We start from the raw sequence: 24,156 nt of genomic DNA on the forward strand, positions 1-24,156 counted from the left end.
TTCTCTCTCGGGCGCCCCCTACCGCCCCCCACGGAATCCGCGAGGCTGCCCCGATGATGCGCGCCGGTCCCTCACAGGAGGAGATCCGCAAGCACAACCTCGGGACGCTTCTGCGGCACGTCCACCTGGGCGGGCCGACCTCGCGGGCCGAGCTGACCGCGCTGATGGGGCTGAACCGCAGCACCATCATGGCGCTCACGGCGGACCTCACGGCGGCCGGCCTCGTCAGGGAGGAACTGCCCAAGGACACCGGCCGGGCGGGACGGCCCTCGCTGGTCGTCCGCCCGGAGACGGCCCGCGTCTACGTGCTCGCCTTCGAGGTGGGGGTGGACCGGCTGGCCGCCGCGCGCATCGGGCTCGGCGGCGTGATCCTCGACCGCCGTGAGACCGTGCGGGACCGCCGGCCCTTCGACCTGGCCCAGGTCGTGGGGACGCTGGCGGGCTTCACCCGGCAGATGCGGCGCCGTACGCGTGAGGACACGATCTGTGTCGGCGCGGCGGCGGCGGTCTCCGGCGTGGTCCGCGCCTCGGACGGCGTGGTCAGGATCGGCCCCAACATCGGCGCGTTCGAGGTGCCGCTGGGGGAGGAGCTGACCAAGCGGCTCGCGCTCGGGCTTCCGGTGGCGGTGGGGAACGAGGCCAACCTGGGCGCGCTCGCCGAGCACACCCGCGGAATCGGCGCCGGCTGCCGCGACATGGTCTACCTGCACGGCGACGTGGGCATCGGCGGCGGCATCATCGTCAACGGCCAGCTCCTCGGGGGATACGGCGGGTACGGCGGCGAGGTGGGCCACATGGTGGTCAACCCGGACGGCCGCCGGTGCGCCTGCGGCTCGCGCGGCTGCCTGGAGGCCGAGGTGGGGGAGCCCGCCCTCATGGAGCACGCCGGCCGGTACGGCGAGATCATCGGACGCGACGCGGTCCGCGCCGTCGTCGACGCCGCCGACCGCGGCGACGTGATGGCACAGGAGGCCCTCGCGCGCGTGGGGAACTGGCTCGGGCTCGGCGTGGCCAGCCTGGTGAACGTCTTCAATCCCGAGATGGTCGTCTTCGGCGGCATCCTGCGGGAGATCTATCTCGGCTCGGCCGCCCAGGTGCGCAGCCGGATCGCGACCGGCACCCTGCGCGCGACGCGGGAGCAGGTGCGGCTGCGCACCTCGGCCCTGGGCGACGACGCGACCCTGATGGGGGCCGCCGAGCTGGCCTTCGCCCGGGTGCTCGCCGACCCCCTCGAAGCGCTGTCCCGGGTCGCTCCCTGAGAGCCTCGCGGTTCTTCCCCGGGTGCGGAACGCTCCACGGATCACCGTGACCCCGGACCGCCTCGCGAAAAGTTGCTGCGCGTGGCGCCGCCGGGCAGAATTTGTACCACTTGATTGGTACAAAGAAGATTGTGGGCCCCGTGACAATCCTCGCCCTCGCGGTGCCGCTGGTGCCGGTCGTCGCTCTCCTCGCCGTGCTGACGTCGCTGAGGCGCGCGGTCTCGGTGCCTGCCCCCGCCGATCTGCCGGTGCCGCGTGTGATCACGGCACGGCTCCTCTGGGCCCGGCTCGCCGGGCTGGGGATCGGCCTCGCGGCCTCCTGGTCCGTGCTGAGCCGGGACGACCTCGGCAGGGGCCCGATGCTGGCCGCCCCTGTCCTCGGCATCGGCCTGCTGCTCGGCACACTGGCGGGAGAGCTCGCCGCACCCCGCCCCCACGGGCCGATCCGGGGAGCGTCGCTGGAGATCAGAAGAGCGCGCGACTACCTTCCCGGGTTCTCGGCGCGGCTGGCCGGCGCGCTGACGGTGGTGACCGTCCTGCTGCTGTCGATCACGTCCGTCACCGCGAGCGCCGACGACCTGGGGCGCGCGGGCCGGGTGCTCGCCATGACCAGCGCCGACGGCACGGTGCGCGGCGCGACCGGTCCGTGGCCTGGCTGGTTCTACGCGTGGCCCCTGCTGGCCGCGCTCGCGGCCGCGTTCCTGCTCTCCTCGTCGGTGGTGCATCGCGTCGTGCGGCGTGGCCGCCCGGGTCTGGACGCGGTGGCGAGAGCGGTGGACGACGTGCGGCGCGCCCACACCGCTCGCGTGGTCACCGCGGCCTACGGACTCTGCGTGGCCCTGCCGCTGACCGGCGTCGCGGTCGTCGCCGCGGGGGTTCTCCGCCGGCAGGGCGAATTCGCCGGGTGGGCGGTGCCCGCGGCGTCCGGTCTCCTGGGGATCGCGGTCGTCGCCGCGGGTTCGGCTGTCTGGTACCTGGCCGAGTTGCTCTACCGGCCGGTCGTCAGAGCGTCATGATCGAGGTCGACGTCACCGGTCCCACACCGCCGTACGAGCAGATCCGGGCGCAGCTGGCGGAGCTGATCGCGTGCGGGGCGCTGGCCGCCGGGGCCAGGCTCCCTCCGGTACGCCAGCTCGCCGCCGACCTCGGCCTGGCGGCGGGCACGGTGGCGCGAGCGTACAAGGAGCTGGAGCAGGCCGGATACGTGTCGGGGAGACGCGGCGGCGGCACCCGGGTCCTCCCGCGATCGGAACCCGGGACGGCGCGGACGGAGCTGATCAGGGGCCACGCCCGCGCCTATCTCGCCGCGGTGGTCCGCCTTGGCGGATCCGCCGAGGAGGCGATCGCCGCCCTGTCCGAGGCCGCCCGCCCGGGGGAGGGATCGGAGCAGGGGCGGCGTGACCGCTAGGCCGTCCGCGCCGCGGAAGCGGAGAAGGTGTTGCACACCTTCGGGCCGTTGCCGTACCAGCCGCGCTTGAGCCAGTAGCGGATGTTGGACGCCTTGCCGTGCCACTTGTCGCCGATGATCCACTTGAGCTGGTCGTCCCAGTCGACCTGGTCGCGGCCGAGCGAACGCCAGACGCTGCCGATGAACGCGCCGGAGAAGCACTCGGCCTGCAGTTCGATGCGGCGGTTGAGATCGTCGATGCGCTTCTTGCTCAGCCTGGGGTACTGCCGGGCGTACTCGAGCAGGATGCCGGCGCGGTCCTGCGCGTGGTGGCCGTACTCGTGGGCGATGACGGTGAAGAGGCCGAACTCGTTGGGGTCGGACAGCTGCCACTTGGACAGCATGATCCACATCGTCCCGTTCCTGGGGCAGTAGAGGCCCGCCGCGTAGCCGGCCGGGTACTTGCCACAGCCCGTCGCGACGCTCTTGGTGATGTAACGCACCTTGGGCGGGGAGAACTTCAGTCCGGCCTGCCGGAACTCCTCGGTCCAGGTCCGGTTGAGGCAGTCGAGCAGATTGTCCAGGTAAATGCGGTAGGTATCGATGTCTCCAGGCCTGCGGCTCAGCTCACTGCACGCGAAGAACTCGAACTCGCCGGTGCTGTAGAGGGGGTTTCTCGTCAGCGCCCCCGGGCCCCTGGGAACAGGCCGCGCCGCCGCCGTGACCGGCGAGGTGACCGGCGATACGACGGGCGACGAGACCGGTGACGCGGCCGGCGTCGCCGTCGCGGCGGCCGTGGCCGCCGTGCCGGTGAGGGACAGGACTCCGGCCACCGCCGTGACCGCGACGGCCACCGAACGGAGGCTTATGTGAATCATGAGTGGGCATCCCAAGCGGACAGAGAGATAGTCAGGAATGTGGCGAGGGGCCCGAAGGCACAGTAATGCGGATTTTCCCCGCGCGGATCATGAGGGTAGGGCAGGGGGCGGTCACCGGTAAAGCGGATTCGATGTCGTCACGGAAAAGGTCTTGTGGAGGTTGGGCGCCACCCCTGATACCCACAGGCCTACCTAGAACTAGACTCGATCCGTTCAATGGCGAGCGGAAGGATGAGTGGTGGGGATTCTGGAGACGATCAAGGACCCGCTCGACGTTAAGCGTCTTGAGACCGGAGAGCTGCCCGAACTGGCGGCGGAGATCCGCGAGCTGCTGGTGTCCTCCGTCGCGAGGAGTGGCGGCCACCTCGGGCCCAACCTGGGCGTCGTCGAGCTGACCATCGCCCTCCACCGGGTCTTCGACTCACCGCGCGACCCCATCCTGTTCGACACCGGCCACCAGGCGTACGTCCACAAGATGCTGACCGGGCGGGCCGGGGAGTTCGGCACGCTGCGCCAGGAGGGCGGCCTGTCGGGGTATCCCAGCCGGTCCGAGTCGGAGCACGACTTCATCGAGAACTCCCACGCCTCCACCGTCCTGTCGTACGCCGACGGGCTGGCCAAGGCCATGGTGCTGCGCGGTGAGACGGACCGCACGGTGGTCGGGGTGATCGGCGACGGCGCGCTGACCGGCGGCATGGCCTGGGAGGCGCTGAACAACATCGCCGGGCGCAAGGACCTGCCGCTGATCATCGTGGTCAACGACAACGGCCGCTCCTACTCGCCGACCATCGGCGGCCTCGCCTCCCACCTGTCGTCCCTGCGGATGACCCAGGGCTACGAGCACGTGCTCGAACTGGTGAAGACCAACCTCGCCAGGGTTCCGGTCGTCGGGACGCCCCTTTACGACACGCTGCACGGCATCAAGAAGGGCCTGAAGGACATCCTGACCCCGCAGGCGATGTTCGAGGACCTCGGGATGAAGTACGTCGGCCCGATCGACGGGCACGACGAGGGAGCGGTGGAGGCGGCCCTGCGCCGCGCCAGGGCCTTCCGCGGACCCGTCATCGTGCACGTGCTCACCCGCAAGGGCAACGGCTACACGCACGCGGAGAACCACGACGAGGACTGCTTCCACTCGCCGCAGCCCTTCGACATCGAGACCGGCGAGGAGCGGCCCAGGCCGCACAGCTGGACCAACGTGTTCAGCGACGAGATGGTCAAGCTCGGCGCCGAGCGGAAGGACGTCGTCGCGATCACGGCGGCGATGCTCCACCCCACCGGCCTGGCGGCGTTCGCCGAGGCGTACCCGGACCGGATCTACGACGTGGGCATCGCGGAGCAGCACGCCCTGACCAGCGCCGCGGGGCTCGCGATGGGCGGTGTCCACCCGGTCGTGGCGGTCTACGCGACGTTCCTCAACCGGGCCTTCGACCAGCTCCTGATGGACGTGGCGCTGCACCGGCAGCCGGTCACCGTCGTGCTCGACCGGGCCGGGGTCACCGGCGACGACGGGCCGAGCCACAACGGCATGTGGGACCTGTCGATCCTCCAGGTGATCCCCGGGCTGTCGGTCGCCGTCCCCCGCGACGGCGCGCGGCTGCGCGAACTGCTGGCCGAGGCGGTCGCGATCGAGGACGGCCCGTCGGTGGTCCGTTTCCCCAAGGGCGCGCTGCCCGCGGACGTCGAGGCCGTCGGCAAGCTCGGCGAGATGGACGTGCTCCGCGCGGGCGACGCCGACGTGCTGCTGGTCGCGGTCGGCCCGATGGCCGAGATCTGCATGGAGGCCGCGACCCTCCTCGACGCGCAGGGCATCTCGGCCACGGTGGTGGACCCGCGCTGGGTGAAGCCGCTGGACAAGGCTCTCGTGCTGGCCGCCGCGGCGCACAAGCTGGTCGTGGTGGTGGAGGACAACGGCAGGGTCGGCGGCGTCGGCGACGCCGTGGCGCGCCTGCTGCGCGACGCCGACGTGGACGTGCCGGTGCGCACCTACGGCATCCCGCAGCGCTTCCTCGACCACGCCAAGCGGGCGAAGATCCTCTCCGAGATCGGCCTCACCGGGCAGGACCTCGCCCGTCAGATCACCGAGGCGGTGGCGCGCAGGTCGCCGGTGATGGAGAGCCATCCGGCGCGGCTGGCCCAGCCCACCGATTGACAACCAGGAGTAATCCCGGTGTGACCGGGAAGTCTGCAGGTCATCGACGTGACGAGGAGCCTGCGGATGCACCTGTTCAGGACGAAGCCGGTTGAGCAGTCGATCGCGGACGCCGAGGGCGGCGAGCATCGGCTGAAGCGCAGTCTGAGCGCTCTCGACCTGACCGTCTTCGGCGTCGGTGTCGTCGTGGGCACCGGGATCTTCGTCCTGACCGGCGTGGCGGCGCGCAACACGGCCGGCCCGGCCGTCGCGATCTCCTTCGTGATCGCCGGGGTCGTGTGCGCGCTCGCGGCCCTGTGCTACGCCGAGTTCGCCGCCACGGTTCCGGTGGCGGGCTCCGCCTACACCTACGCGTACGCCACGATCGGCGAGTTCCCCGCCTGGATCATCGGCTGGGACCTGATGCTGGAACTCGCCCTGGGCGCGGCGGTGGTCGCGTCGGGCTGGTCGGGCTACTTCGCGTCGCTGCTGAAGAACTTCGGCATCCACCTGCCGCCGTCCATCGCCGGTGACGAGGCCGTCTTCAACATCCCCGCGGCGCTGGTCGTGCTCCTGCTGACCGGGGTGCTGGTGGCCGGGATCAAGATGTCGGCCCGGTTCAACAGCGCCATGGTGGCGGTCAAGCTGGCCGTGGTGCTGCTCGTGATCGTCGCCGGGCTGTTCTTCGTCAAGGGGGCCAACTACCGGCCGTTCGTCCCGCCGTCCCAGGCCATGCCCGCGACCGAGGGCATGAAGGCGCCGCTCATCCAGATGCTGTTCGGCGTGCAGCCGGTCGCGTACGGCGTCTTCGGCGTCTTCACGGCCGCCGCCCTGGTGTTCTTCGCCTTCATCGGGTTCGACGTCGTGGCGACCGCGGCGGAGGAGACCCGCCGCCCCCAGCGCGACCTGCCGATCGGGATCATCGCCTCGCTGGTCGTCTGCACGATCCTCTACGTGGCGGTCTCGCTCGTGGTCGTCGGCATGCAGCACTACTCCAGGCTGAGCGAGACGGCCCCCCTCGCCGACGCGTTCCGGGAGGTGGGCCAGACATGGGTGGCGACCCTGATCAGCATCGGGGCCATCGCCGGGCTCACCACGGTCGTCATGATCCTCATGCTCGGCCAGAGCCGGGTGCTGTTCGCGATGTGCCGCGACAACCTGCTGCCCCGCTCCCTCGCCAAGGTCCACCCCGTGTTCCGCACGCCGTACCGGATCACGATCGTCATCGGCGTGGCCACCGCGCTGCTGGCGGCGCTGATCCCGCTCAGCGCCATCGCCGAACTGGTGAACATCGGCACGCTGTTCGCGTTCGTGATCGTCGCGCTGGCGGTGATGATCCTGCGCAGGACCCGCCCCGACCTGCCCCGCTCCTTCCGCACGCCGCTGGTGCCGCTGGTGCCGATCCTGTCGGTGCTGGCGTCGATCTACCTGATGCTGAACCTGCCCGTGGAGACCTGGATCCGGTTCCTGGTCTGGATGGCCGTCGGCTCGGCCGTCTACTTCCTGTACGGCCACCGCCGCAGCAGGGTGGCGGCTACAACGCCCGGGGAAGCAGTCCTCGGACGGTGAGCACGGCGCCGACGGCGGCCAGCAGCACGCCGCTCGCCCCGAGCAGCAGGCGGTAGCCGCGTGCGGTCAGCCGGTGCCGGCCGGCCCCCACGGCTCCCGCCAGCACAACCTTGGACCCCACCAGGACCAGGTAGAAGCCGCCGACGAACGCCAGCGCGTATGCCGGGGCCTGGTCCCACGCCGACACGAAGATCGGGGAGCCCACGGCGATCCAGAACAGCCAGGGGTGCGGGTTGAGCAGGTTCACCACGACGCCGCGCAGGACCTCCCGCGCCGAGGAGGGCGCGTCGTCGCTGGGCCGGGGCGGCAGTGCCGTACGGGCCTCGCGCAGCGTCTCCACGCCCAGGTAGACGACGTAGAGCCCGCCGCAGACCGCCAGGCCGCGCAGGAGCGCCTGCGGCAGCGCCCCGACGGCCGTCACGGCGATCAGCACCACGGGCAGATCGGACAGCAGCGGCACGCAGGCCAGGCGAACCCCGGCGCGGAAGCCGCCGCGCAGGCTGGCCGTGATGACGAGCGTCAGCAGCGCCCCGGGGGTGACTCCCGCCCCCAGGCCGAGGCTGAGCCCCATGAGCAATTCCGGCACAGAACCTCCCGCTTTGTCCGCACGAGAGGTTACTTGAACCCGATCGGGAGGACGTCGGCCTGGTCCTTGGGCTGACGTTAGACCCGGCCCGAGGTACGCGAGGCGCCGCCTGTTAGCCTGATCGACGTGATCGGGAAGGGGGCCTGGCGACGGACGCCCGGCGGCCCCGAATCCGGTCCGCAGCGAGCGCTGATCGTCGCCAGTTTCGTCAGCAGGGTGGGCAACGGCCTCTTCAACACCGCGGCGATCCTCTACTTCACGCTCGTGGTGCACCTGCCCGCCGCGCAGGTGGGAGCGGGCCTGACGATCGCCGGCCTCAGCGGCCTGGCGGCCGGCATTCCGGCCGGGAACCTGGCCGACCGGTACGGGCCGCGCACGATCTGGCTGACGACCCTCGCCCTGCAGGCCGCCACGATGGCGGCCTTCGTCTTCGTGGACAGCTGGCTAGCGTTCACGCTCGTCGCCACCCTGGACCGGCTGGCCGCCACGGCGAGCGCCGCCGCGGGCGGCGCCCTCATCGCCAGAGTCGGCGGTGAACGTCCCGCCGCCTTCCGGGCCAGGCTCCGCACCTTCGTCAATCTCGGCGTCGTCGTGGGCACCCTGGGCGCGGCCTTCGCCATCCAGATCGACACCCGACCCGCCTACACCGCGCTGATCCTCGCGAACGCCGCCAGCTTCGCCTGCGCCGGGCTGATCGCGCTCCTGGGCGTCCCGCGCTACCGGCCGCTGGCCAGGCCCGCGGAACACCGTCACTGGTCCGTCCTGGCCGACCGGCCGTACGTGTCCTTCGTCGCGCTCCACAGCGCCATGGGCCTGCAGTACCAGACCATCTCCCTGCTGCTGCCGATCTGGCTCACCGCGCACACCGACGCACCGCGCTGGACCGTGGCGGCGGTCTACGCGGTGAACAGCGGCGTCTGCGTGCTGCTGCAGAGCAGGCTCGGCTCCACGGTGGAGACCCCCCTGCAGGGCGGACGGGCGTTCCGCCGCGCCGGGCTCCTGTTCCTCGTCAGCTGTCCGTTGATGGCGCTGACGGCCGACGTGCCCACGTGGGTCGCACCGGCGCTCGCCGTCCTCGCCGTGTGCGTCCACAGCGTCGGAGAGGTGTGGGAGTCGTCGGCCGGCTTCGCGCTCGGCTTCGGCCTCGCCCCGGAGCATGCCCAAGGGCAGTATCAGGGCCTCGCCGGCATCGGTTTCGACGCGGGCCAGGCACTCGCCCCCGTGCTCCTGACCGGAGCGGTCCTCGCGCTCGGGCACGCGGGATGGCTGACACTCGGCGCGTTGTTCGCGGGCCTGGGAGCGGCCGGGCCTCCGGTGGCCGCGTGGGCGGAGCGGACCCGCTCCGTACGCCGGGGGCGCACGCTTCCGCGCGACGCGGCCACCCCCGGCTGAGGATCGTGACGAAGACAGGGCCTCCTGGCGGGCCGCCGATGCGGCGGCAGCGGGACCGGTCGAACACCGGCGCGATTACGCCGTAAGAATTACGGGTCGCCTTTCCGGTGAAAACATTTTCTGCCGCCGGATGCGGCGCTCGCCGAACACCGGCCCGCCCGACGCCGGCCGCCGCCGGTAGGTGGGCGGGTGCGAGGCCGATTTCGCGTCCGCCATTCCGTGCCGCATTCGCCGTGCTCCCGTGACGCGACAGATCCCCATCCGGCGTCGTCTGAGCCGCCCTGTCCTGGTCGTACGGTGTGATTACGCGGTGCCGTTCCGGCGTGCGCGCCGGCGGGCCGAGACGCCGAGACGGGGCTTGTGCCGCCAAAGGGTATCAATTACCTTGACTTGGTGAAATCGCGACCGGTAACGCTCGCCGCGAAAAGACGGCGAATGCACCCCATGGCAGGGGAGGGTCGGGCGCGGAATTCGCGGCACATTCACCGGATGAGTCGGGCCGGTTGGCCGGGGCGGCCACTGCCGGTCATCAAGGGGGTTTCGGAATGACGTTGTTCCAGCACGGCGGCCCGCACCCCAGGGGCGTGCGCCGGCTCTCGGCGGTGGTCGCCGTCGGGGCCATGGCGATCGCGGCGGTGTCGTCGGCGCCGCGGCCGGCGGCGGCGGACACGCCGTGGCTGACCGTTTCCGACGACGGCTACGTGTCGATCAGCATCCCGGCGGCCTCCGTCGAGGCCGAGGTCGGCCCGGTGTCGGAGGTGATGGTCGAGGGGAACTTCGGCCCCTCGTCCGCCTGGGCGGAGTACGGCCTGACCCGCAGGGGCGACGTCTGGTGGGGGGCGCTCGGCCCGCTCAAGCCGGGGCTGTACTCCTATCAGGTCACGGGTGACGACACCAAGGGTCTGAAGGATCCGACGAACGGCGCCGGCGTGGCGTCCAAGCCCCTGTGGAGCACGTTCCTCGTCGCGGGTGATTCCGCGCGTCTGCTGGCGGACGTGCCGCAGGGGCAGGGTGGCAGCGTCGAGACCCTGACCTACCGGGCGGGCAAGCAGGAGCGGTCGGCGCTGGTGTGGACGCCGCCGGGCTACCGGGCCAAGGACCCCAAGGGCCCGGCCGGTCCCAAGGGGCCGAAGGATCCCAAGGGTTATCCGGTGCTGTTCCTGCGGTCCGGCGAGGGACAGAGCGCCACCGACTGGCTGGACCTCGGCAGGGCCCATCAGATCCTCGACAACCTCTCGGCCCAGGGCTCCATCGAGCCGATGGTGGTCGTGATCGGCGGGGGCGGACCGGCCCGCGACGGGGAGTTGAAGGACCTGCGCAAGGCGGTCGCGGACAACTACCGGGTGCTGCGCGATCCGGCGCACCAGGCGATCGCCGGGGTGGCGGAGGGCGGGTCGCAGGCGTTGCGCGCCGCGCTGGCCAAGCCGGGCGAGTTCGCGTACGCCGGGTCGTTCTCCGGCCTCCTCACGGAAGTCGCCGGCGGGAAGCCCGGCCCCGGGCCGAACCCCGGTGTCAAGCTGCTGCGGCTTTACACCGGGAACGTGACCGATCCCGCGTACAACGCGACGGTCCGCCTGACGAAGGCGCTGGACCGCGCGCACGTCACGTACGAGTTCGACGGGGTCAACCCGGACGGCGGGGCGAACTGGACCGCCTGGCAGGAGAACCTGGCCGATTTCCTGCCGCGGCTGTTCCGCACGACGCCGGAGCATGGTCCGAGCGCCGGGCACGGGCCGCTGAAGGGCGAGTTCAAGCCACCGGCGGCAGGCACCACCCCGACGCCGTTCGTGCGGGACGGTTTCGTCACCTTCGAGACCACGACGGACTTCAAGGACGCCAAGCACGTCACGGTGTGGGCGAACGACGCTCCCGGCGGAAGCTGGCTGCGCATTCCGATGTCCCGTGCGGGGGACCGGTGGCGGGTGACCGTGGGTCCGCTGGACCCGTGGTTCTACTACTACCAGTGGATCGTGGACCGGGTCGCGTTCAAGGACACCTCGAACCCCACGAAGGTGACCTCCGAGCCCAACTGGAGCTCCTTCTTCATCCCGGGTGAGAGGTCGCGCCTGCTGTCCGACGTTCCTGCCGGTCAGGGCGGGAAGGTCGAGAGCCTGACGTACCCGAGCACGGTGGCGAACCAGGACAGGACCGCGCTGGTGTGGACCCCGCCCGGCTACGACGCCGAGCGCGCCGAGCCCTATCCCGTCCTCTACCTCCAGCACGGCAGCGGCCAGAGCTACACGGACTGGGTCGAGATGGGCCGAGCCAAGCAGATCCTCGACCACCAGTTCCTCGACGGGGATCTGGTGCCGATGGTCGTCGTGATGGGCAACGGCAACGTGCCCGATTTCAACAAGGAACTGCTGGAGAACATCGTCCCGGCCGCCCGCGCCCGCTACAACATCTCAAGCGACCCGTCGCAGCAGGCGCTCGCCGGTCTCTCGATGGGCGGCGTGCAGACGCTCGGGGTGCTCAAGGCGTACCCGGGCCGGTTCGCCTACGTCGCGGCGTTCTCGGCCTGGTTCGGCGACGGCGCCGGGGTCGACGCGGCGGCGATCAACAGCGGGACGAAGATGCTGCGCCTGTACGTCGGCGACCAGACCGACTTCGTGCAGCCGTTCTTCATGGGGTCGCTGACCACGCTGAACGATCTCGGCATCCGCTATGAGTTCGACGGGGTCACCCCCGGGCCGCACGGCTGGGACGTGTGGCAGAAGAACCTCATCGACCTGGCGCCGCGCCTGTTCAAGCGCTGACCCCGGTCTACGCGGCGGCCCTCCCGTGCGTGCGCGGGAGGGTCGTGGCGTGCTGTCCGAGGTCAGCCGCGCGTCAGGTGGGCATGATCGGCGCTGCGGGCGCGGTGGGCGCGGTTGGTGGCGATGATCAGGTCGAGGGCGGTGCGGGCCTGGGCGAGCTCGTCGATGTGCCGGCTGATCCGGTCACGCTCCTGGACCAGCCGCTCGAACGCCTCGTCGGAGTTGCGCTCGCTCGGCGTGTCGACGCACGGCATGACCTCGGCGATCGTACGGCTCGACAACCCCGCGCCGTACAGGCGCTGGATGAGCCGCACCCGCTCGACCTCGTCCTCGGTGTAGTGGCGCTGGCCGCTCGGGCTGCGCGTGCTCGTGAGCAGGCCCTGCTCCTCGTAGTAGCGCAGGGAGCGGACGCTCACCCCCGCCTGCGACGCCAACTCGCCAATCCGCATCGCGCCTCCTTCCGGAAAATCTCGCCTCAAACGCTTGCATCTGACGTCAATGTCAGGTCTTAGCGTAGTCGCGTGTCCAGCCGGCGGGCACGCCCATCGCAGAGAACTCCGAAAGGCGTCCAGAAATGACGACCCTCTTCGACCGCTACCGGCTCGGCGCGCTGACCCTGCCCAACCGTGTGGTGATGGCCCCGATGACCCGGGTCCGCGCCGCAGCGGGCGGCCTGGCGACACCGTCGATGGCGGCCTACTACGCCCAGCGCGCCACCGCCGGGCTCATCGTGACGGAAGGAGTGCAGCCGAGCCTCGTGGGGCAGTCCAACCCGGGCACTCCGGGGCTGCACACCGACGAGCAGGTCGCGTCGTGGCGGCCGGTCACCGACGCGGTCCACGCCAACGGCGGTCGCGTCTTCGCCCAGCTCATGCACGGGGGCCGCGTATCCCACCCCGACACCACGGGGACGCGGCCGGTGGGCCCGTCGGCCGTCCCCGCTCCCGGTGAGGTGTTCACCCCGTCAGGACCCAAGCCACCGCCCGTGCCGAGGGCGCTGGAGACCGCCGAGGTGCCCGAACACGCCCTGTCCTACGCGCGGGCCGCGCTCAGGGCCGTCGACGCCGGCTTCGACGGCGTGGAACTGCACGGCGCGAACGGATATCTCATCTCCCAGTTCCTGTCGAGCACCGCCAACCTGCGCACCGACGCCTACGGCGGGTCGATCGCGGGCCGCATCCGCTTCGCCGTGGAGGCCGTGACGGCGACGGCCGAGGCGGTGGGAGGCGACCGTACGGGCATCCGGCTATCGCCGGGCGCGGCCTTCTGGGGCGCGGAGGAGAGCGACGTCCCCGAGCTGTACGGCGCGCTGCTCGCCGAGCTGGCCCCCCTGGACCTGGCCTACATTCACCTTGAGGCCACTACGGACGAGGACGTGCTCGTCGAACTCCGCAAGGCATGGCCCGGCACGCTCGTCGTCAACCCGGTCCTCCCGATGGGTCCCCGGAAGGCGGACAAGGCGGCGGCCGATCACTGGCTGGCGCTCGGCGCCGACCTGATCAGCTTCGGCCGCGCGTTCATCGCCAACCCCGACCTCGTGGAGCGGCTGCGCCAGGGGCTCCCCATCGCGCCGGACGACGAGTCCACCTGGTATCAGGGCGGCGACGCGGGCTATCTCACCTACCCCGCCTACCGCCACGCGGCCTGAACCCTCCTGGGCGTCCAGGGCCGCCGCGCCGGGTGTGGCGCGGCGGCTCGCTTCGCGGCCCGGTGTTTCCGGCTCAGGAGCTTCTGGAGGGCCGAGTAGAAGGCCGTCCTCGCCGCGCTTGCGGCTCGCCCGGCGCATGCGGTGCCCGTCGCGTCCACGGCCGGGAACGAGCCGCTTGCCCGCCAGGCCGCCGCCCTGGCCCTGGCTGAGCGCATCACGGGCGAACGCCTCACCGAGGAATGGCTCCTGGACACGAACCATGTCCGCCTGCTGGTCTCTACAGCTGCGATCTGCTCTTCGGCTATGGGATCGAGGGCGAGCTTGTACACCTACACATCGATCCCGCGAGCGGCGAGAATCTCGCGCCACGGCTTCCCCTCGGAACGGGGTCCGCCGGCAAGGACCTGTTCGGCCCGCTCGTGCATCCGCCGGCGGCCCTCGGGATCGCGCACCGAGTCGCAGGCGGAGATCCACCACCGGTGTATGAAGGCGTTCAGCGCACCCAGGTCCAGGTCGACCCTGACCTCGTCGAGCACCGCCTTCAGCCCTGCGTCGAACGCCTCGCGGTCCTGAGAGATGATCAACGCGGCGCGTATGGCCCGCAGGTTCTTCTCCGGCAACGGCGTCTCGCCGGACACGAAGTCGTGCGGTTGCGCTGTCATGGCCTGCTCCCTTCCCGCTTATAGAGCGTACAGAGAAGGGACGACATCTTCCGGCCTGGCAGAGCAGGAATGCCGCCGCCACTCGTGACGCCGGGCCGCCGCGCCGGGTGTGGCGCGGCGGCCCGGGTGAGGTCCGGTGGTGCGGGACCGGGTGTTCCGCGCGGCCCTGGATGAAGGGCTTTGGTGGATCCGCGGTCTTCGTGGTTCGCGGGTCCGTGGCGGAAGGCTCAGGAAAGCCGTCCGCACGCGGCAGGGCCGCCGGACGGCATTCGGGTGTCGGCCCGGGCCGCCCCTGTAGCAGGGCCCGGGCCGTTCTCACCCGTGTGTCAGGCCGGTACGGAGGCGACGCCCGGCTCCAGGAAGCGGGAGCCGGTGACCTCCTCGGAGATGCCCGTCCTGTCGAGGTACGGCGTGATGCCGCCGGTGTGGAACGGCCAGCCCGCGCCGAGGATCATGCACAGGTCGATGTCCTGCGGCGCGGCGACCACGCCCTCGTCGAGCATGAGCCTGATCTCCTGGGCGAGGGCCCGCAGCGCGCGCAGCCGCACCTCGTCGGCGGTCGAGGGGGACGAGCCGCCCTCGAACAGCGCCCGCGCCTCCGGGTCGATCTGGAAGTCCGGGCCGTAGAGGCCGGGCTTGCCCGCCGCGACCAGCTTGGCGAGGTTCTCCGAGACGCCGAAGCGGTCGGGGAACGCCGCGTGCATGGTCTCGGCGACGTGCAGCGCGACGGCGGGGCCGACGAGCTGGAGCAGCGCGAACGGCGTCATCGGCAGGCCGAGCGAGTCGACCGCGTGGTCGGCCACCTCCAGCGGGGTGCCCTCGTCGGCGGCCGCGGTGACCTCGCCCATGAAGCGGGTCAGCAGCCGGTTGACGACGAACGCGGGGGCGTCCTTGACCAGCACGCACGACTTCTTCAGCGACTTGCCGACCGCGAAGGCCGTGGCCAGCGTCGCGTCGTCGGTGGCGTCGCCGCGGACGATCTCCAGCAGCGGCAGCACCGCGACCGGGTTGAAGAAGTGGAACCCGACCACCCGCTCCGGGTGCCGCAGCCCGGCCGCCATGTCGGTGACCGACAGCGAGGAGGTGTTGGTGGCGAGCACGCAGGTCTCGGAGACGACCTCCTCGACCTCGGCGAACACCTTCCGCTTCACGCCGAGGTCCTCGAACACCGCCTCGATCACGAAGTCGGCGTCGGCGAAGGCGTCCTTGGTCAGCGACCCGGTCACCAGCCCCTTCAGCCGGTTGGCCTGGTCGGCGGAGATCCGGCCCTTGCCCAGCAGCTTGTCCACCTCGGCGTGGACGTAGCCGACGCCCTTGTCGAGCCGGGCCTGGTCGAGGTCGGTCAGCACGACCGGGACCTCCAGGCGGCGGGCGAACAGCAGCGCGAGCTGCGAGGCCATCAGCCCCGCGCCCACCACGCCGACCTTGGTGACCGGACGGGCCAGCGACCTGTCCGGCGCGCCGGCCGGCCGCTTGGCCCGCCGCTGCACCAGGTCGAAGGCGTACAGCCCCGCCCGCAGTTCGTCGCCCATGAGCAGGTCGGCCAGCGCCTCGTCCTCCGCGGCGAAGCCCTCGTCGCGCGACGCCGTACGGGCCAGGGCCATGAGGTCGAGCGCCCGGTAGGGCGCGGGGGAGGCGCCCCGCAGCTTGAGGTCGACGAGGGTCCTGGCCTGGTCGATCACCGGCGTCCAGTCCTCCGCGGCGTGGTCGGGCCGCTCGACGGTCACCTCGCCGCGCAGCACCTGGGCCGCCCACCGCAGCGACTCCTCCAGGAAGTCGGCGGGCTCGAACATCGCGTCGGCGACCCCGAGCGCGTACGCGTCGCGGCCCTTGATCATGCGGTTCTGCGACAGCGGGTTCTCGATGACGAGCTTGAGCGCCTTCTCCGGGCCGACCAGGCGGGGGAGAAGCTGGGTGCCGCCCCAGCCGGGCACCAGGCCGAGGAAGCACTCGGGCAGCGCGATCGCCGGGACGCCGGACGACACGGTGCGGTAGGTGCAGTGCAGGGCGATCTCCAGCCCGCCGCCCATCGCCGCGCCGTTGACGAACGCGAACGACGGCACGTCCAGCTCGCCCAGACGGCGGAACACGTGGTGCCCGAGCCGCCCGATGGCCAGCGCCTCCTCGCGGGAGGACACCGCCGCGGCGCCGTTGAGGTCGGCCCCGACGGCGAAGATGAACGGCTTGCCGACGACGCCGACGGCCGCCAGGTCGGATCTGGCCGCGACCGCGTCGAGCACGTCGTTCAGCGCGAGCAGGCCGCGCGGGCCGAAGGTGTTCGGCTTGGTGTGGTCGAGGCCGTTGTCGAGCGTGATCAGCGCCATCGTGCCCGCGCCGTACGGCAGTTCGACGTCGCGCACGAGCGCCTTGGTCACGACCTCGTCGGCGTTCTTGCCCTCCAGGAGGGCCCTGCTGGTCTCGATCGTGCTCATGCGAGGTTCTCCCAGATGACCGTGCCGCCCATGCCCATGCCGACGCACATCGTGGTGATCCCGTACCGGACGTCCGGCTGCTCGGCGAACTCGCGCGACAGCTGCGTCATCAGCCGCACGCCGGAGGAGGCCAGCGGGTGGCCGAAGGCGATCGCGCCGCCGTACGGGTTCACCCGGGGGTCGTCGTCGGCGATGCCGAAGTGTTCGAGGAAGGCCAGCACCTGTACGGCGAACGCCTCGTTGATCTCGAACAGGCCGATGTCGCCGATGGACAGCCCGGCGAGGCGCAGCGCGCGCTCGGTGGAGGGGATCGGGCCGACGCCCATGACCTCGGGGTCGACGCCGGCGAACGCGTAGGACACCAGCCGCATGCGCGGGGTCAGGCCCAGTTCCCGCGCGACGTCCTCGGCGGCCACGATGCAGCCGGTCGCGCCGTCGTTGATGCCGGAGGCGTTGCCCGCGGTGACCCGGCCGTGCGCGCGGAACGGCGTCTTGAGCGTGCGCAGGCCCTCCAGCGTCGTGCCGGGGCGCGGCCCCTCGTCCGCGGTGGCCAGTCCCCAGCCCTCGGCGGCCTTGCGGGTGGCCATCGGCACCAGGTCGCGCTGGATCTTGCCGTCGGCGTAGGCCTTGGCGACCTTCTCCTGGGACGCCACGGCGAAGGCGTCGGCGCGGTCCTTGGTGATGGACGGGTAGCGGTCGTGCAGGTTCTCCGCGGTCATGCCCATGACCAGTGCCGAGCCGTCGACGAGCTGCTCGGACAGGAACCGGGGGTTGGGGTCGACTCCTTCGCCCATGGGGTGGCGGCCCATGTGCTCGACGCCGCCGGCGATGGCCACGTCGTACGCGCCGAAGGAGATGCCGCCCGCCACCGTCGTCACGGCGGTCATCGCGCCGGCGCACATGCGGTCGATGGCGTAGCCGGGGACCGACTTCGGCAGGCCGGCGAGCACCGCCGCGGACCTGCCGATGGTCAGGCCCTGGTCGCCGATCTGGGTGGTGGCCGCGACGGCCACCTCGTCCACCCGCTCCGGGGGGAGGCCGGGGTTGCGCCGCATCAGCTCGCGGATGACGCGGACAACCAGGTCGTCGGCACGCGTCTCGGCGTACAGGCCCTTGGGGCCCGACTTGCCGAAAGGCGTCCGAACGCCGTCGACGAAGACGACTTCACGGGACGCAGGCACGGGGTTCGCTCCTACTTGTCGGTAGCTTCCGGCATCCCATGCTACTGGTCGGTAACCGGTTCTGGATCGGTGGGGCCTTTGAATGATCGTCCACCGGCGAAAAATCGATCAACACGATCGGGCGGAGTTGTTAGGGTGCCCGAATGGCTGCGCAGCGCCCCCTGCTGCCGCGCTCGACACCGGCCGCCTCGGGGATCTCGTCCCGTTCGATCGCCGCGCTGATCGACCGGCTCGAAGCGCGATCCGTCGAGTGTCACTCCCTCATGGTCGTACGCCACGGTCACGTCGTCGCCGAAGGCTGGTGGGCGCCGTACTCGGCCGAACGCCCGCACCTTCTCTACTCGCTGACCAAGTCGTTCACCTCGGTCGCGGTGGGGCTCGCGATCGCCGACGGGCTGCTCTCGCCGGACGACCGGGTGGTGGACGTGTTGCCCGACCACGTTCCGGCCGACCTCTCGGAGCAGGGACGCCGCCTCACTGTTCACCACCTGCTGTCCATGACGTGCGGGCACGGTACGGACAGCCTCGCCGAGGCCTGGCGACTGGAACCGGGCGACCTGGTGAAGGGCTTCCTGCGCGTACCGTTCGCCCAGGCCGAGGGCACTCGGCACACCTACGACAATTCGACCACCTTCATCCTGGCCCGGATGGTGGAGCGGGTCACGGGCCGCGGCCTCCCGGAACTGCTCGACGAGCGCCTCTTCACGCCGATGGGCATCGACCACGCCGAATGGGACCGGGTGGCGAGCGGTGCCGCCTTCGGATTCCACGGACTGCACCTCACGACCGAGGCCGTGGCCGCCTTCGGCGAACTGCTGCTGCGCGGAGGGCTCTGGGGCGACCGGCGGCTCGTGTCGCGCGAATGGGTGGAACTCGCCACCAGGCGGCACATCGACACCCTGCCGTTCGAGGACGGATCGGGGAACGCCGACTACCTGTGCGGTTACGGTTACCAGTTCTGGATGTCGCGGCACGGATACCACGGTGACGGCTCCTTCGGCCAGCAGTGCGTGGTCGTCCCGTCGCATGATCTCGTGGTCGTCGTGACCGGCGCCCACAGGCAGGCGCAGACCGTGTTCGACGCGATGTGGGAGTGCCTGATGCCCGGCATGGACCGCGCGGAAAGCGCCGGGGACGACGAGATCCTCGCCGATCGGCTGCGGCGGCTGTCATTGGCGCCGGTGCCGGGTTCGGCCGTCCCGGAGCGTGCCGTCAAGGCGAGGCTCGGCGCCTCCGCCGGGGATTCGGCTCTGCCCGACGGGACCACGGTGATCGTCGATCCCGTGGACGGCGGATGGCTCCTGCGGTTCGGGTCGTTCCTCGACGTCGAGGTCGGCCACGGCGAATGGCGGGAGAGCTCACCGCTCGGCCGCCCCGTCGTCGCGGCCGGCGCCTGGCAGGGCGGCACGTTCGTCGCCGAGCTTTACGTCATCACCACCCCGCACCGGGTCCGGCTGGTGGTCGACGCCGACGCGGGGACAGCGGTGGCGACGTGGAACATCGTGCCCCTGACCGGCCCCAGCCTGGCGGTTCACCTGTGGTCGCCGCTGATGACACGGCCCGACGTCGCGTGACGCGGAACTCCGGGCGGTCGCCGACGAGGGACTCGGCGTCCGGGCCGTGACCCCGCAGTTCACACCTCGCCTTTGATCTCCAGCCGTTCGAGCGCCTTGGTCAGCGGGTGGACGGTCAGGCTCATCTGCCACTTGCGCACACCCGGCTCGCGCAGCCGGTCGGCTGCGGTCTCCTCGGTGATCGGCACCGCGGCTCCCAGGTCAGCCTGCGTACGGAGTCGGGCTGGAGCAGGTTCTCGTCGGCATGCGGTGCTCGTCGGCGAGCGCGGCTCCGGCGCGAGTTCCGGACGGCCCCGAACGGTGCTTCCGCCGAGCCTGTGATTGATCGTTAACTGATCAGAAACTGGCGCGAATCAGTGCATGTCCCCGATCGCGATCTTATTCGGGATGTAACCCCTCAAACCTCAGGAATCACTCCTCTAGCTCTCGCAAGCGGATTTCTTGGGGCATTGCACTCGGAGATGAACCAATGCGCTCCCCTGTGCGCGCCTTGACCAAGGCGCTCGCCGCGGCCGTGACGGCCGCGACCCTGTCCACCCCCCTCCTCGCGGGACCCGCGTACGCGGAGCCGCCCGGCCCGGCCGCCTCGGCGGGCCCGGACGGCACCTGGACCGTGGAACCCGTGGGCGGCGGCCACCGGGTCACCCTTCATCTCAAGACGCCGCTGCCGGTCCGCGCCGCCGTCCCGGAGCTCGCGGCGGACGGCCGGTCGCTCGGCCCGGCCGAGGAGTCTCCCGACGGCATGACTCTCACCCTCGTCACCCCCGACCCCTCCGTCGCCACGGCGGCGTCCGTCGAGGTGGCCTGGAACGGAGAGGTGCCCGAGACCGTCGCCGCGGCCCTCGGCAAGGCCGCGCCGACGCCCCCCAAGCCGCCCGCCGATCCGCCGGCCAAGCCGCCGCTCAAGCCTCCCGTCAAGCCGGGTTCCGGGCCCGTCGACCCCGCCACGCCCGGTCCGTACGCCGTGACCCACGACGAGTACGACCTCGGCGACACCGCCATCACCTTGGAGGGGCTCGGAGGCCGTCAGGCCGAGATCCGGGCGAAGGTCTACCTGCCGGAAGGTGCCCGCGGCAAGCGCCCGCTGGTCGTCTTCCTGCACGGCCGCCACTCGGCCTGCTACAACCCGACGGCCTGGACGTCGTCCAACACGCAGTGGCCCTGTCCGGCGGGGCAGCAGCCCATCGCCAGCTACGCGGGCTACGACGGCCCCGCCGACGTGCTCGCGAGCAACGGCTACGTCGTCGTGTCGGTCAGCGCCAACGGCGTCAACGCCGCCGACAACCCCTACAGCGAGGACCGGGGCGCCCTCGCCCGGGGCGAGGTCGTGATGCGTCACCTCGACCTCCTCGCCGACGCCGACAGGGGAGTGGGCGACGCGAAGCTGGTGAGCCTGTTCAAGGGCCGCCTCGACATGGCCGACGTCGGCCTGATGGGCCACTCGCGCGGAGGCGAGGGCGTCGTCAAGGCCGCGCTGATGAACGCGGGCCGGCCCAGGCCGTACGGGATCAGGGCGGTGCTCCCGCTCGCGCCGACGGACTTCGCGCGGGCGACCCTGCCCGGCACGCCGATGGCCGTCATCCTGCCCTACTGCGACGGGGACGTCTCCAACCAGCAGGGCCAGCACTTCTACGACGACTCCCGGTACGCCGTGGACGACGACCCGGCCTTCCGCTCCTCGCTCATGGTCATGGGCGCCGACCACAACTTCTTCAACACCGAGTGGACCCCGGGCGTGGCGCACGCGCCCGCGTCCGACGACTGGTCGAACCGCAACGACCCGGTCTGCGGCGGCACCGCGCCGTCGCGGCTGACCGCCGCCGAGCAGTACGCCGTCGGCACCGCGTACATCGCGGGCTTCTTCCGCCTGGTGCAGGGCGGTGAGCGGGGCCTGATGCCGCTGTTCGACGGCAGCGGCGCCATCCCCGCCTCCGCCGGGCGGGCCGTCGTGCACGCCGTCGCCCAGGCACCCACCGGCAAGCGCCTCGACGTGGCCTCCTTCACCTCGCTCGCGCCGTCCACGCGGGTCTCCGGCTCGGCCACCGCGGTCGTCTGCGCCGGGATGCTCGACCGCTCGCCGCAGAGCGGCCTGCCGTCCTGCGCCTCCAGGCTGACCACCGCGCAGGCGCCGTCCTGGACGCCCGCGACGTACGCGGGCAACGTCGCCTCGACGCCGGTGCTGCGGTTCTCCTGGAACGACCCCACGGGCACGGTGACGGTGCCGCTCGACAAGCGGGACCAGAACGTCTCCCGCTATGACGCGCTCACCTTCCGCGCCGCGAGGGACGAGACGGCGACCGGTGACGTGGACCTCGCGGTCACGATCGTCGACAAGCACGGCGCGTCCCAGACGGTCAAGGTGTCCGAGATCAGCGACGCGCTCACGGCGTTCCCCGGCACGGCCTCGCCGCTGCCCAAGACCTGGCTGCGCACGGTGCGCGTCCCGCTGAGCTCGCTCACCGGCGTCAAGCCGCAGCAGATCAGCGAGATCCGGATCTCGGGCGCCGGCCAGCAGGGGGCGGTCTACCTCGCCGATCTCGCGTTCACCACGGCGGCCGCGGGTGAGGCCCGCACCGAAAGGCTGCCGCAGGTGTCGGTGGAGGGCGTCACCGTGGACGAGGGCGACGGCCCGGGCACGGCCACGATGACGGTGCGGCTGTCGAGGAAGAGCGTCACGCCGGTGACCGTCCAGATCCAGACGATCGCGACCGGGGCCGCCCCGGTGGTCGCCTCGGCGGCGCAGGAGGTCGTCATCCCGGCGGGGTCGGTCCAGGCGGCCTTCCAGGTGCCGATCGCCGGCGACACCGCGGTGGCGTCCGCGCCGCAGTCCTACCAGGTGGTCGCCTCGGTGCCGGTCAACGCGACGATCGGCGGCGGCTTCACCCGGCTCGTCGTGAACGACGACGACGCGGTCTGATCACGACGCCCCTGCAGCGAGAGGAGGCTCCCGGACGTACGCCGGCCACCGCCGGTCGCGTACGTCCGGGAGCCTCCGGCCGTACCGGGGAAGGCGCGGGCGGGTTCAGCCGGCGTCAGGGACGGGTGCGCAGGGCTTCACGGGCGAGCCGGTCCTGGCCAGCCAGGCGCCGAGCCGCCAGGGCCGCCGCGCGTCCTGGTTGTCGCGGAACTCCAGGACGAGCGTCTCGCCCGGCCGGATGAACTCCGGCCGGATCCTGATCTCGCGGACGTCGACCACCTGGGCCGCCTCGAACGAGCGCCACCGTTCCACGCCCTTCCGCAACCGCGCCTCCGAGTGGCCCCGCGACCCGTACGAAGGGTCCACGCCCTCGAACCGGGAGTCGGCGCACCGCGTGTGCGGCGCCAGGAACGACACGTCGGCCGTGACACCGGCCGCCGCCAGATCGGCCCGCAGGCCCTCCGGGTCGCGCATCTCGTTGAGAGCCACCGTGATCGTGCCGTCGGGGTTCTCCGTCACGGCGTACGCCGGGGTCCCGCCGCCGGCGACCAGCGGCGCGGTGACGGCCGCCGCCGCGACGCCGGCCGCGATCAGCAGCCGGGGAGCGGTGACGACCCGCCGCCGGGAGGTGGCGAGGACGGGCCGCGGGGCGTGCATCCCCTCCAGCAGCCGCCGTCTGGCCCCGGCGAGGTCGTCCTGCGAGGCCGCGGGTACGGCCTGCCACATGCTGGTGAGCGCGTTCACTGCCGTTCTCCTTCTGGTAGATCCCGGCGAATCTGGTTGCGGGCCCGGTTGAGCCGCGAGGCGACCGTGCCCTGGGGGATGGCGAGCGCCTCGGCGACCTCCTGGTAGCTCAGCCCGGCCCAGGCGACGAGCAGCAGCACGTCGCGGTCGGCCCGTTTGAGCCGCAGCAGGGCCCGCGCCAGCGGCCGGTTGACGGCCAGGGTGTTGACTCCGTCCTCCACCTGCGCGCCCGGTATCTCCCCCGGGTGGACGCCGCTGCGGAGGTACGCGCGGTAGAGACCGGCCTCGGCGCGCCGCCGTTTCCCGATCATGTTGGAGGCGATGCCGTACAGCCACGGGCGGGCGTCGGGGCGGCCCAGGTCGTAGCCGTCCCGGCTCTGGAAGGCGGCCAGGAAGGTGTCGGCCACGACGTCCTCCGCCTCGCCGGGCCCCAGCCGCCTGGTCACATAGCGGTGGAGGAGTGGTGCGTGCCGGTCGAACAGGACGGCGAAGACCTCCGGCTCGTGCAGCGATCTCCCGATGAGAGTCGCATCATCCGCCGCGACGACTTCGCGGGTAGTTGTCATGCATCTCGGCCTTTCCTGGCGGCTGCGGTCACCTGTACTTACCGAGCCAGGCCGAAATGCTTCATTTCCAATCGCCGGTCGTACGCGCCGGTCAGGTCTCCGGGGAAAGGAACTCGAGCCGGTTGCCGACGTTGTCGTGGGCGTAGAAGCGACGATGGCCGGGGAAGTGCGGATCCCAGGCGACCTCGACTCCGGCGGTCTCCAGACGCGCGGCGAGGTCGTCCAGGCCGGTCACCAGGATGCCCGGGTGCGCCTTGCGCGCGGGGCGGAAGTCCTCCTCCACACCGAGGTGGATCTCCAGGGCACCGGCCCGCACCCACAGGCCGCCGCGCGCGGCGAGCGCGGGGGGCTTGCCGATCTCGGTCATGCCGAGCAGGCCCACGTAGAAGCCGCGGCAGTCGTCCTCCACGCCGGGCGGGATGGCGAGCTGCACGTGGTGAAGGACGTAGGCGAAGGGGGGCTCCACGTCCGGGC

At 71.6% G+C, this 24,156-nt stretch carries 20 protein-coding genes; 10 read left to right on the forward strand and 10 right to left on the reverse strand.

The window, feature by feature from the left end:
- Positions 1–53: 53 nt before the first annotated feature.
- From HHX31_RS17925 to HHX31_RS17935, 3 genes are all read left to right on the forward strand, one after another.
- Complete coding sequence (locus HHX31_RS17925) at positions 54–1,259, forward strand: ROK family transcriptional regulator (RefSeq protein WP_249346104.1); 1,206 nt, start codon at positions 54–56, stop codon at positions 1,257–1,259.
- Positions 1,260–1,399: 140 nt separating this feature from the next.
- The gene (locus HHX31_RS17930) at positions 1,400–2,275 is read left to right on the forward strand and encodes a hypothetical protein (protein ID WP_169949432.1); all 876 of its coding nucleotides are present in this window, start codon (positions 1,400–1,402) and stop codon (positions 2,273–2,275) included.
- A complete protein-coding gene (locus tag HHX31_RS17935) occupies positions 2,272–2,667 on the forward strand; it encodes a GntR family transcriptional regulator (protein WP_169949433.1) in 396 nt (131 codons plus the stop codon). Before HHX31_RS17930 ends, HHX31_RS17935 begins: the two co-directional genes overlap by 4 nt.
- On the opposite strand, the gene HHX31_RS17940 is transcribed toward HHX31_RS17935, so the two are convergent.
- Complete coding sequence (locus tag HHX31_RS17940; RefSeq protein WP_169949434.1) at positions 2,664–3,524, reverse strand: neutral zinc metallopeptidase; 861 nt, start codon at positions 3,522–3,524, stop codon at positions 2,664–2,666. The two genes, HHX31_RS17935 and HHX31_RS17940, sit on opposite strands and share 4 nt — an antisense overlap.
- Before the next feature lie 238 nt (positions 3,525–3,762).
- Here HHX31_RS17940 and dxs point away from each other — a divergent pair, with 238 nt between their 5' ends.
- Complete coding sequence (gene dxs, locus HHX31_RS17945) at positions 3,763–5,676, forward strand: 1-deoxy-D-xylulose-5-phosphate synthase (RefSeq protein WP_169949435.1); 1,914 nt, start codon at positions 3,763–3,765, stop codon at positions 5,674–5,676.
- Positions 5,677–5,742: 66 nt separating this feature from the next.
- Complete coding sequence (locus tag HHX31_RS17950) at positions 5,743–7,224, forward strand: amino acid permease (RefSeq protein ID WP_283244531.1); 1,482 nt, start codon at positions 5,743–5,745, stop codon at positions 7,222–7,224.
- Here HHX31_RS17950 and HHX31_RS17955 read toward each other — a convergent pair.
- Positions 7,190–7,810, reverse strand: a complete 621-nt coding sequence (locus HHX31_RS17955) for a LysE family translocator (RefSeq protein ID WP_169949436.1) — start codon at positions 7,808–7,810, stop codon at positions 7,190–7,192. The genes HHX31_RS17950 and HHX31_RS17955 overlap by 35 nt on opposite strands.
- Positions 7,811–7,936: 126 nt before the next feature.
- Between HHX31_RS17955 and HHX31_RS17960 the strand changes: the two genes are divergently transcribed.
- Both HHX31_RS17960 and HHX31_RS17965 read left to right on the forward strand, forming a co-directional pair.
- Positions 7,937–9,202, forward strand: coding sequence for an MFS transporter (locus HHX31_RS17960; protein ID WP_211589868.1), 1,266 nt, complete (start codon positions 7,937–7,939; stop codon positions 9,200–9,202).
- 545 nt (positions 9,203–9,747) lie between these two features.
- On the forward strand, positions 9,748–11,958 hold the full coding sequence (locus HHX31_RS17965; RefSeq protein WP_169949437.1) for an alpha/beta hydrolase-fold protein: 2,211 nt from the start codon (positions 9,748–9,750) through the stop codon (positions 11,956–11,958).
- 62 nt (positions 11,959–12,020) lie between these two features.
- On the opposite strand, the gene HHX31_RS17970 is transcribed toward HHX31_RS17965, so the two are convergent.
- Positions 12,021–12,407: a MerR family transcriptional regulator gene (locus HHX31_RS17970; protein WP_169949438.1), complete on the reverse strand. Its 387-nt coding sequence runs from the start codon at positions 12,405–12,407 to the stop codon at positions 12,021–12,023.
- A 125-nt stretch (positions 12,408–12,532) separates the two neighbouring features.
- Between HHX31_RS17970 and HHX31_RS17975 the strand changes: the two genes are divergently transcribed.
- Entirely contained in the window at positions 12,533–13,606 is a 1,074-nt protein-coding gene (locus HHX31_RS17975) for an alkene reductase (protein ID WP_169949439.1), read from the forward strand.
- A 329-nt stretch (positions 13,607–13,935) separates the two neighbouring features.
- Here the strand turns inward: HHX31_RS17975 and HHX31_RS17980 are convergent, their stop codons facing one another.
- From HHX31_RS17980 to HHX31_RS17990, 3 genes are all read right to left on the reverse strand, one after another.
- Positions 13,936–14,268 carry a DUF6247 family protein gene (locus HHX31_RS17980; RefSeq protein WP_169949440.1) on the reverse strand — a complete coding sequence of 111 codons (333 nt, stop codon included), beginning with the start codon at positions 14,266–14,268 and terminating at the stop codon, positions 13,936–13,938.
- Between the two features lie 326 nt (positions 14,269–14,594).
- Complete coding sequence (locus HHX31_RS17985) at positions 14,595–16,700, reverse strand: 3-hydroxyacyl-CoA dehydrogenase NAD-binding domain-containing protein (RefSeq protein ID WP_169949441.1); 2,106 nt, start codon at positions 16,698–16,700, stop codon at positions 14,595–14,597.
- The gene (locus HHX31_RS17990) at positions 16,697–17,881 is read right to left on the reverse strand and encodes a thiolase family protein (protein WP_169949442.1); all 1,185 of its coding nucleotides are present in this window, start codon (positions 17,879–17,881) and stop codon (positions 16,697–16,699) included. The genes HHX31_RS17985 and HHX31_RS17990 overlap by 4 nt, the downstream gene beginning before the upstream one ends.
- A 143-nt stretch (positions 17,882–18,024) precedes the next feature.
- Here HHX31_RS17990 and HHX31_RS17995 point away from each other — a divergent pair, with 143 nt between their 5' ends.
- Entirely contained in the window at positions 18,025–19,455 is a 1,431-nt protein-coding gene (locus tag HHX31_RS17995) for a serine hydrolase (RefSeq protein WP_169949443.1), read from the forward strand.
- Between the two features lie 59 nt (positions 19,456–19,514).
- On the opposite strand, the gene HHX31_RS35165 is transcribed toward HHX31_RS17995, so the two are convergent.
- Entirely contained in the window at positions 19,515–19,643 is a 129-nt protein-coding gene (locus HHX31_RS35165) for a hypothetical protein (protein WP_283244533.1), read from the reverse strand.
- A gap of 281 nt (positions 19,644–19,924) precedes the next feature.
- Here HHX31_RS35165 and HHX31_RS18000 point away from each other — a divergent pair, with 281 nt between their 5' ends.
- Positions 19,925–22,372, forward strand: coding sequence for a hypothetical protein (locus HHX31_RS18000; protein ID WP_169949444.1), 2,448 nt, complete (start codon positions 19,925–19,927; stop codon positions 22,370–22,372).
- Positions 22,373–22,477: 105 nt separating this feature from the next.
- Here HHX31_RS18000 and HHX31_RS18005 read toward each other — a convergent pair whose 3' ends face one another.
- From HHX31_RS18005 to HHX31_RS18015, 3 genes are all read right to left on the reverse strand, one after another.
- Positions 22,478–23,116: a hypothetical protein gene (locus tag HHX31_RS18005; protein WP_169949445.1), complete on the reverse strand. Its 639-nt coding sequence runs from the start codon at positions 23,114–23,116 to the stop codon at positions 22,478–22,480.
- Positions 23,113–23,682 carry an RNA polymerase sigma factor gene (locus HHX31_RS18010; protein ID WP_169949446.1) on the reverse strand — a complete coding sequence of 190 codons (570 nt, stop codon included), beginning with the start codon at positions 23,680–23,682 and terminating at the stop codon, positions 23,113–23,115. The genes HHX31_RS18005 and HHX31_RS18010 overlap by 4 nt, the downstream gene beginning before the upstream one ends.
- A gap of 91 nt (positions 23,683–23,773) precedes the next feature.
- Complete coding sequence (locus tag HHX31_RS18015; protein WP_311931956.1) at positions 23,774–24,148, reverse strand: glyoxalase; 375 nt, start codon at positions 24,146–24,148, stop codon at positions 23,774–23,776.
- Between the last annotated feature and the right edge of the window lie 8 nt (positions 24,149–24,156).

The organism is Microbispora sp. H11081 (assembly GCF_012999535.1).
In the GTDB taxonomy this organism is placed as follows: domain Bacteria; phylum Actinomycetota; class Actinomycetes; order Streptosporangiales; family Streptosporangiaceae; genus Microbispora.

Coding starts and splice junctions, on each gene's coding strand:
- HHX31_RS17970 (WP_169949438.1), bottom strand. CDS start 12,407: ATGCGGATTGGCGAGTTGGCGTCGCAGGCGGGGGTGAGCGTCCGCTCC.
- HHX31_RS17995 (WP_169949443.1), top strand. CDS start 18,025: ATGGCTGCGCAGCGCCCCCTGCTGCCGCGCTCGACACCGGCCGCCTCG.
- HHX31_RS17985 (WP_169949441.1), bottom strand. CDS start 16,700: ATGAGCACGATCGAGACCAGCAGGGCCCTCCTGGAGGGCAAGAACGCC.
- HHX31_RS18000 (WP_169949444.1), top strand. CDS start 19,925: ATGCGCTCCCCTGTGCGCGCCTTGACCAAGGCGCTCGCCGCGGCCGTG.
- HHX31_RS18010 (WP_169949446.1), bottom strand. CDS start 23,682: ATGACAACTACCCGCGAAGTCGTCGCGGCGGATGATGCGACTCTCATC.
- HHX31_RS17950 (WP_283244531.1), top strand. CDS start 5,743: ATGCACCTGTTCAGGACGAAGCCGGTTGAGCAGTCGATCGCGGACGCC.
- HHX31_RS17935 (WP_169949433.1), top strand. CDS start 2,272: ATGATCGAGGTCGACGTCACCGGTCCCACACCGCCGTACGAGCAGATC.
- HHX31_RS17965 (WP_169949437.1), top strand. CDS start 9,748: ATGACGTTGTTCCAGCACGGCGGCCCGCACCCCAGGGGCGTGCGCCGG.
- HHX31_RS17980 (WP_169949440.1), bottom strand. CDS start 14,268: ATGACAGCGCAACCGCACGACTTCGTGTCCGGCGAGACGCCGTTGCCG.
- HHX31_RS17925 (WP_249346104.1), top strand. CDS start 54: ATGATGCGCGCCGGTCCCTCACAGGAGGAGATCCGCAAGCACAACCTC.
- HHX31_RS17940 (WP_169949434.1), bottom strand. CDS start 3,524: ATGATTCACATAAGCCTCCGTTCGGTGGCCGTCGCGGTCACGGCGGTG.
- HHX31_RS17975 (WP_169949439.1), top strand. CDS start 12,533: ATGACGACCCTCTTCGACCGCTACCGGCTCGGCGCGCTGACCCTGCCC.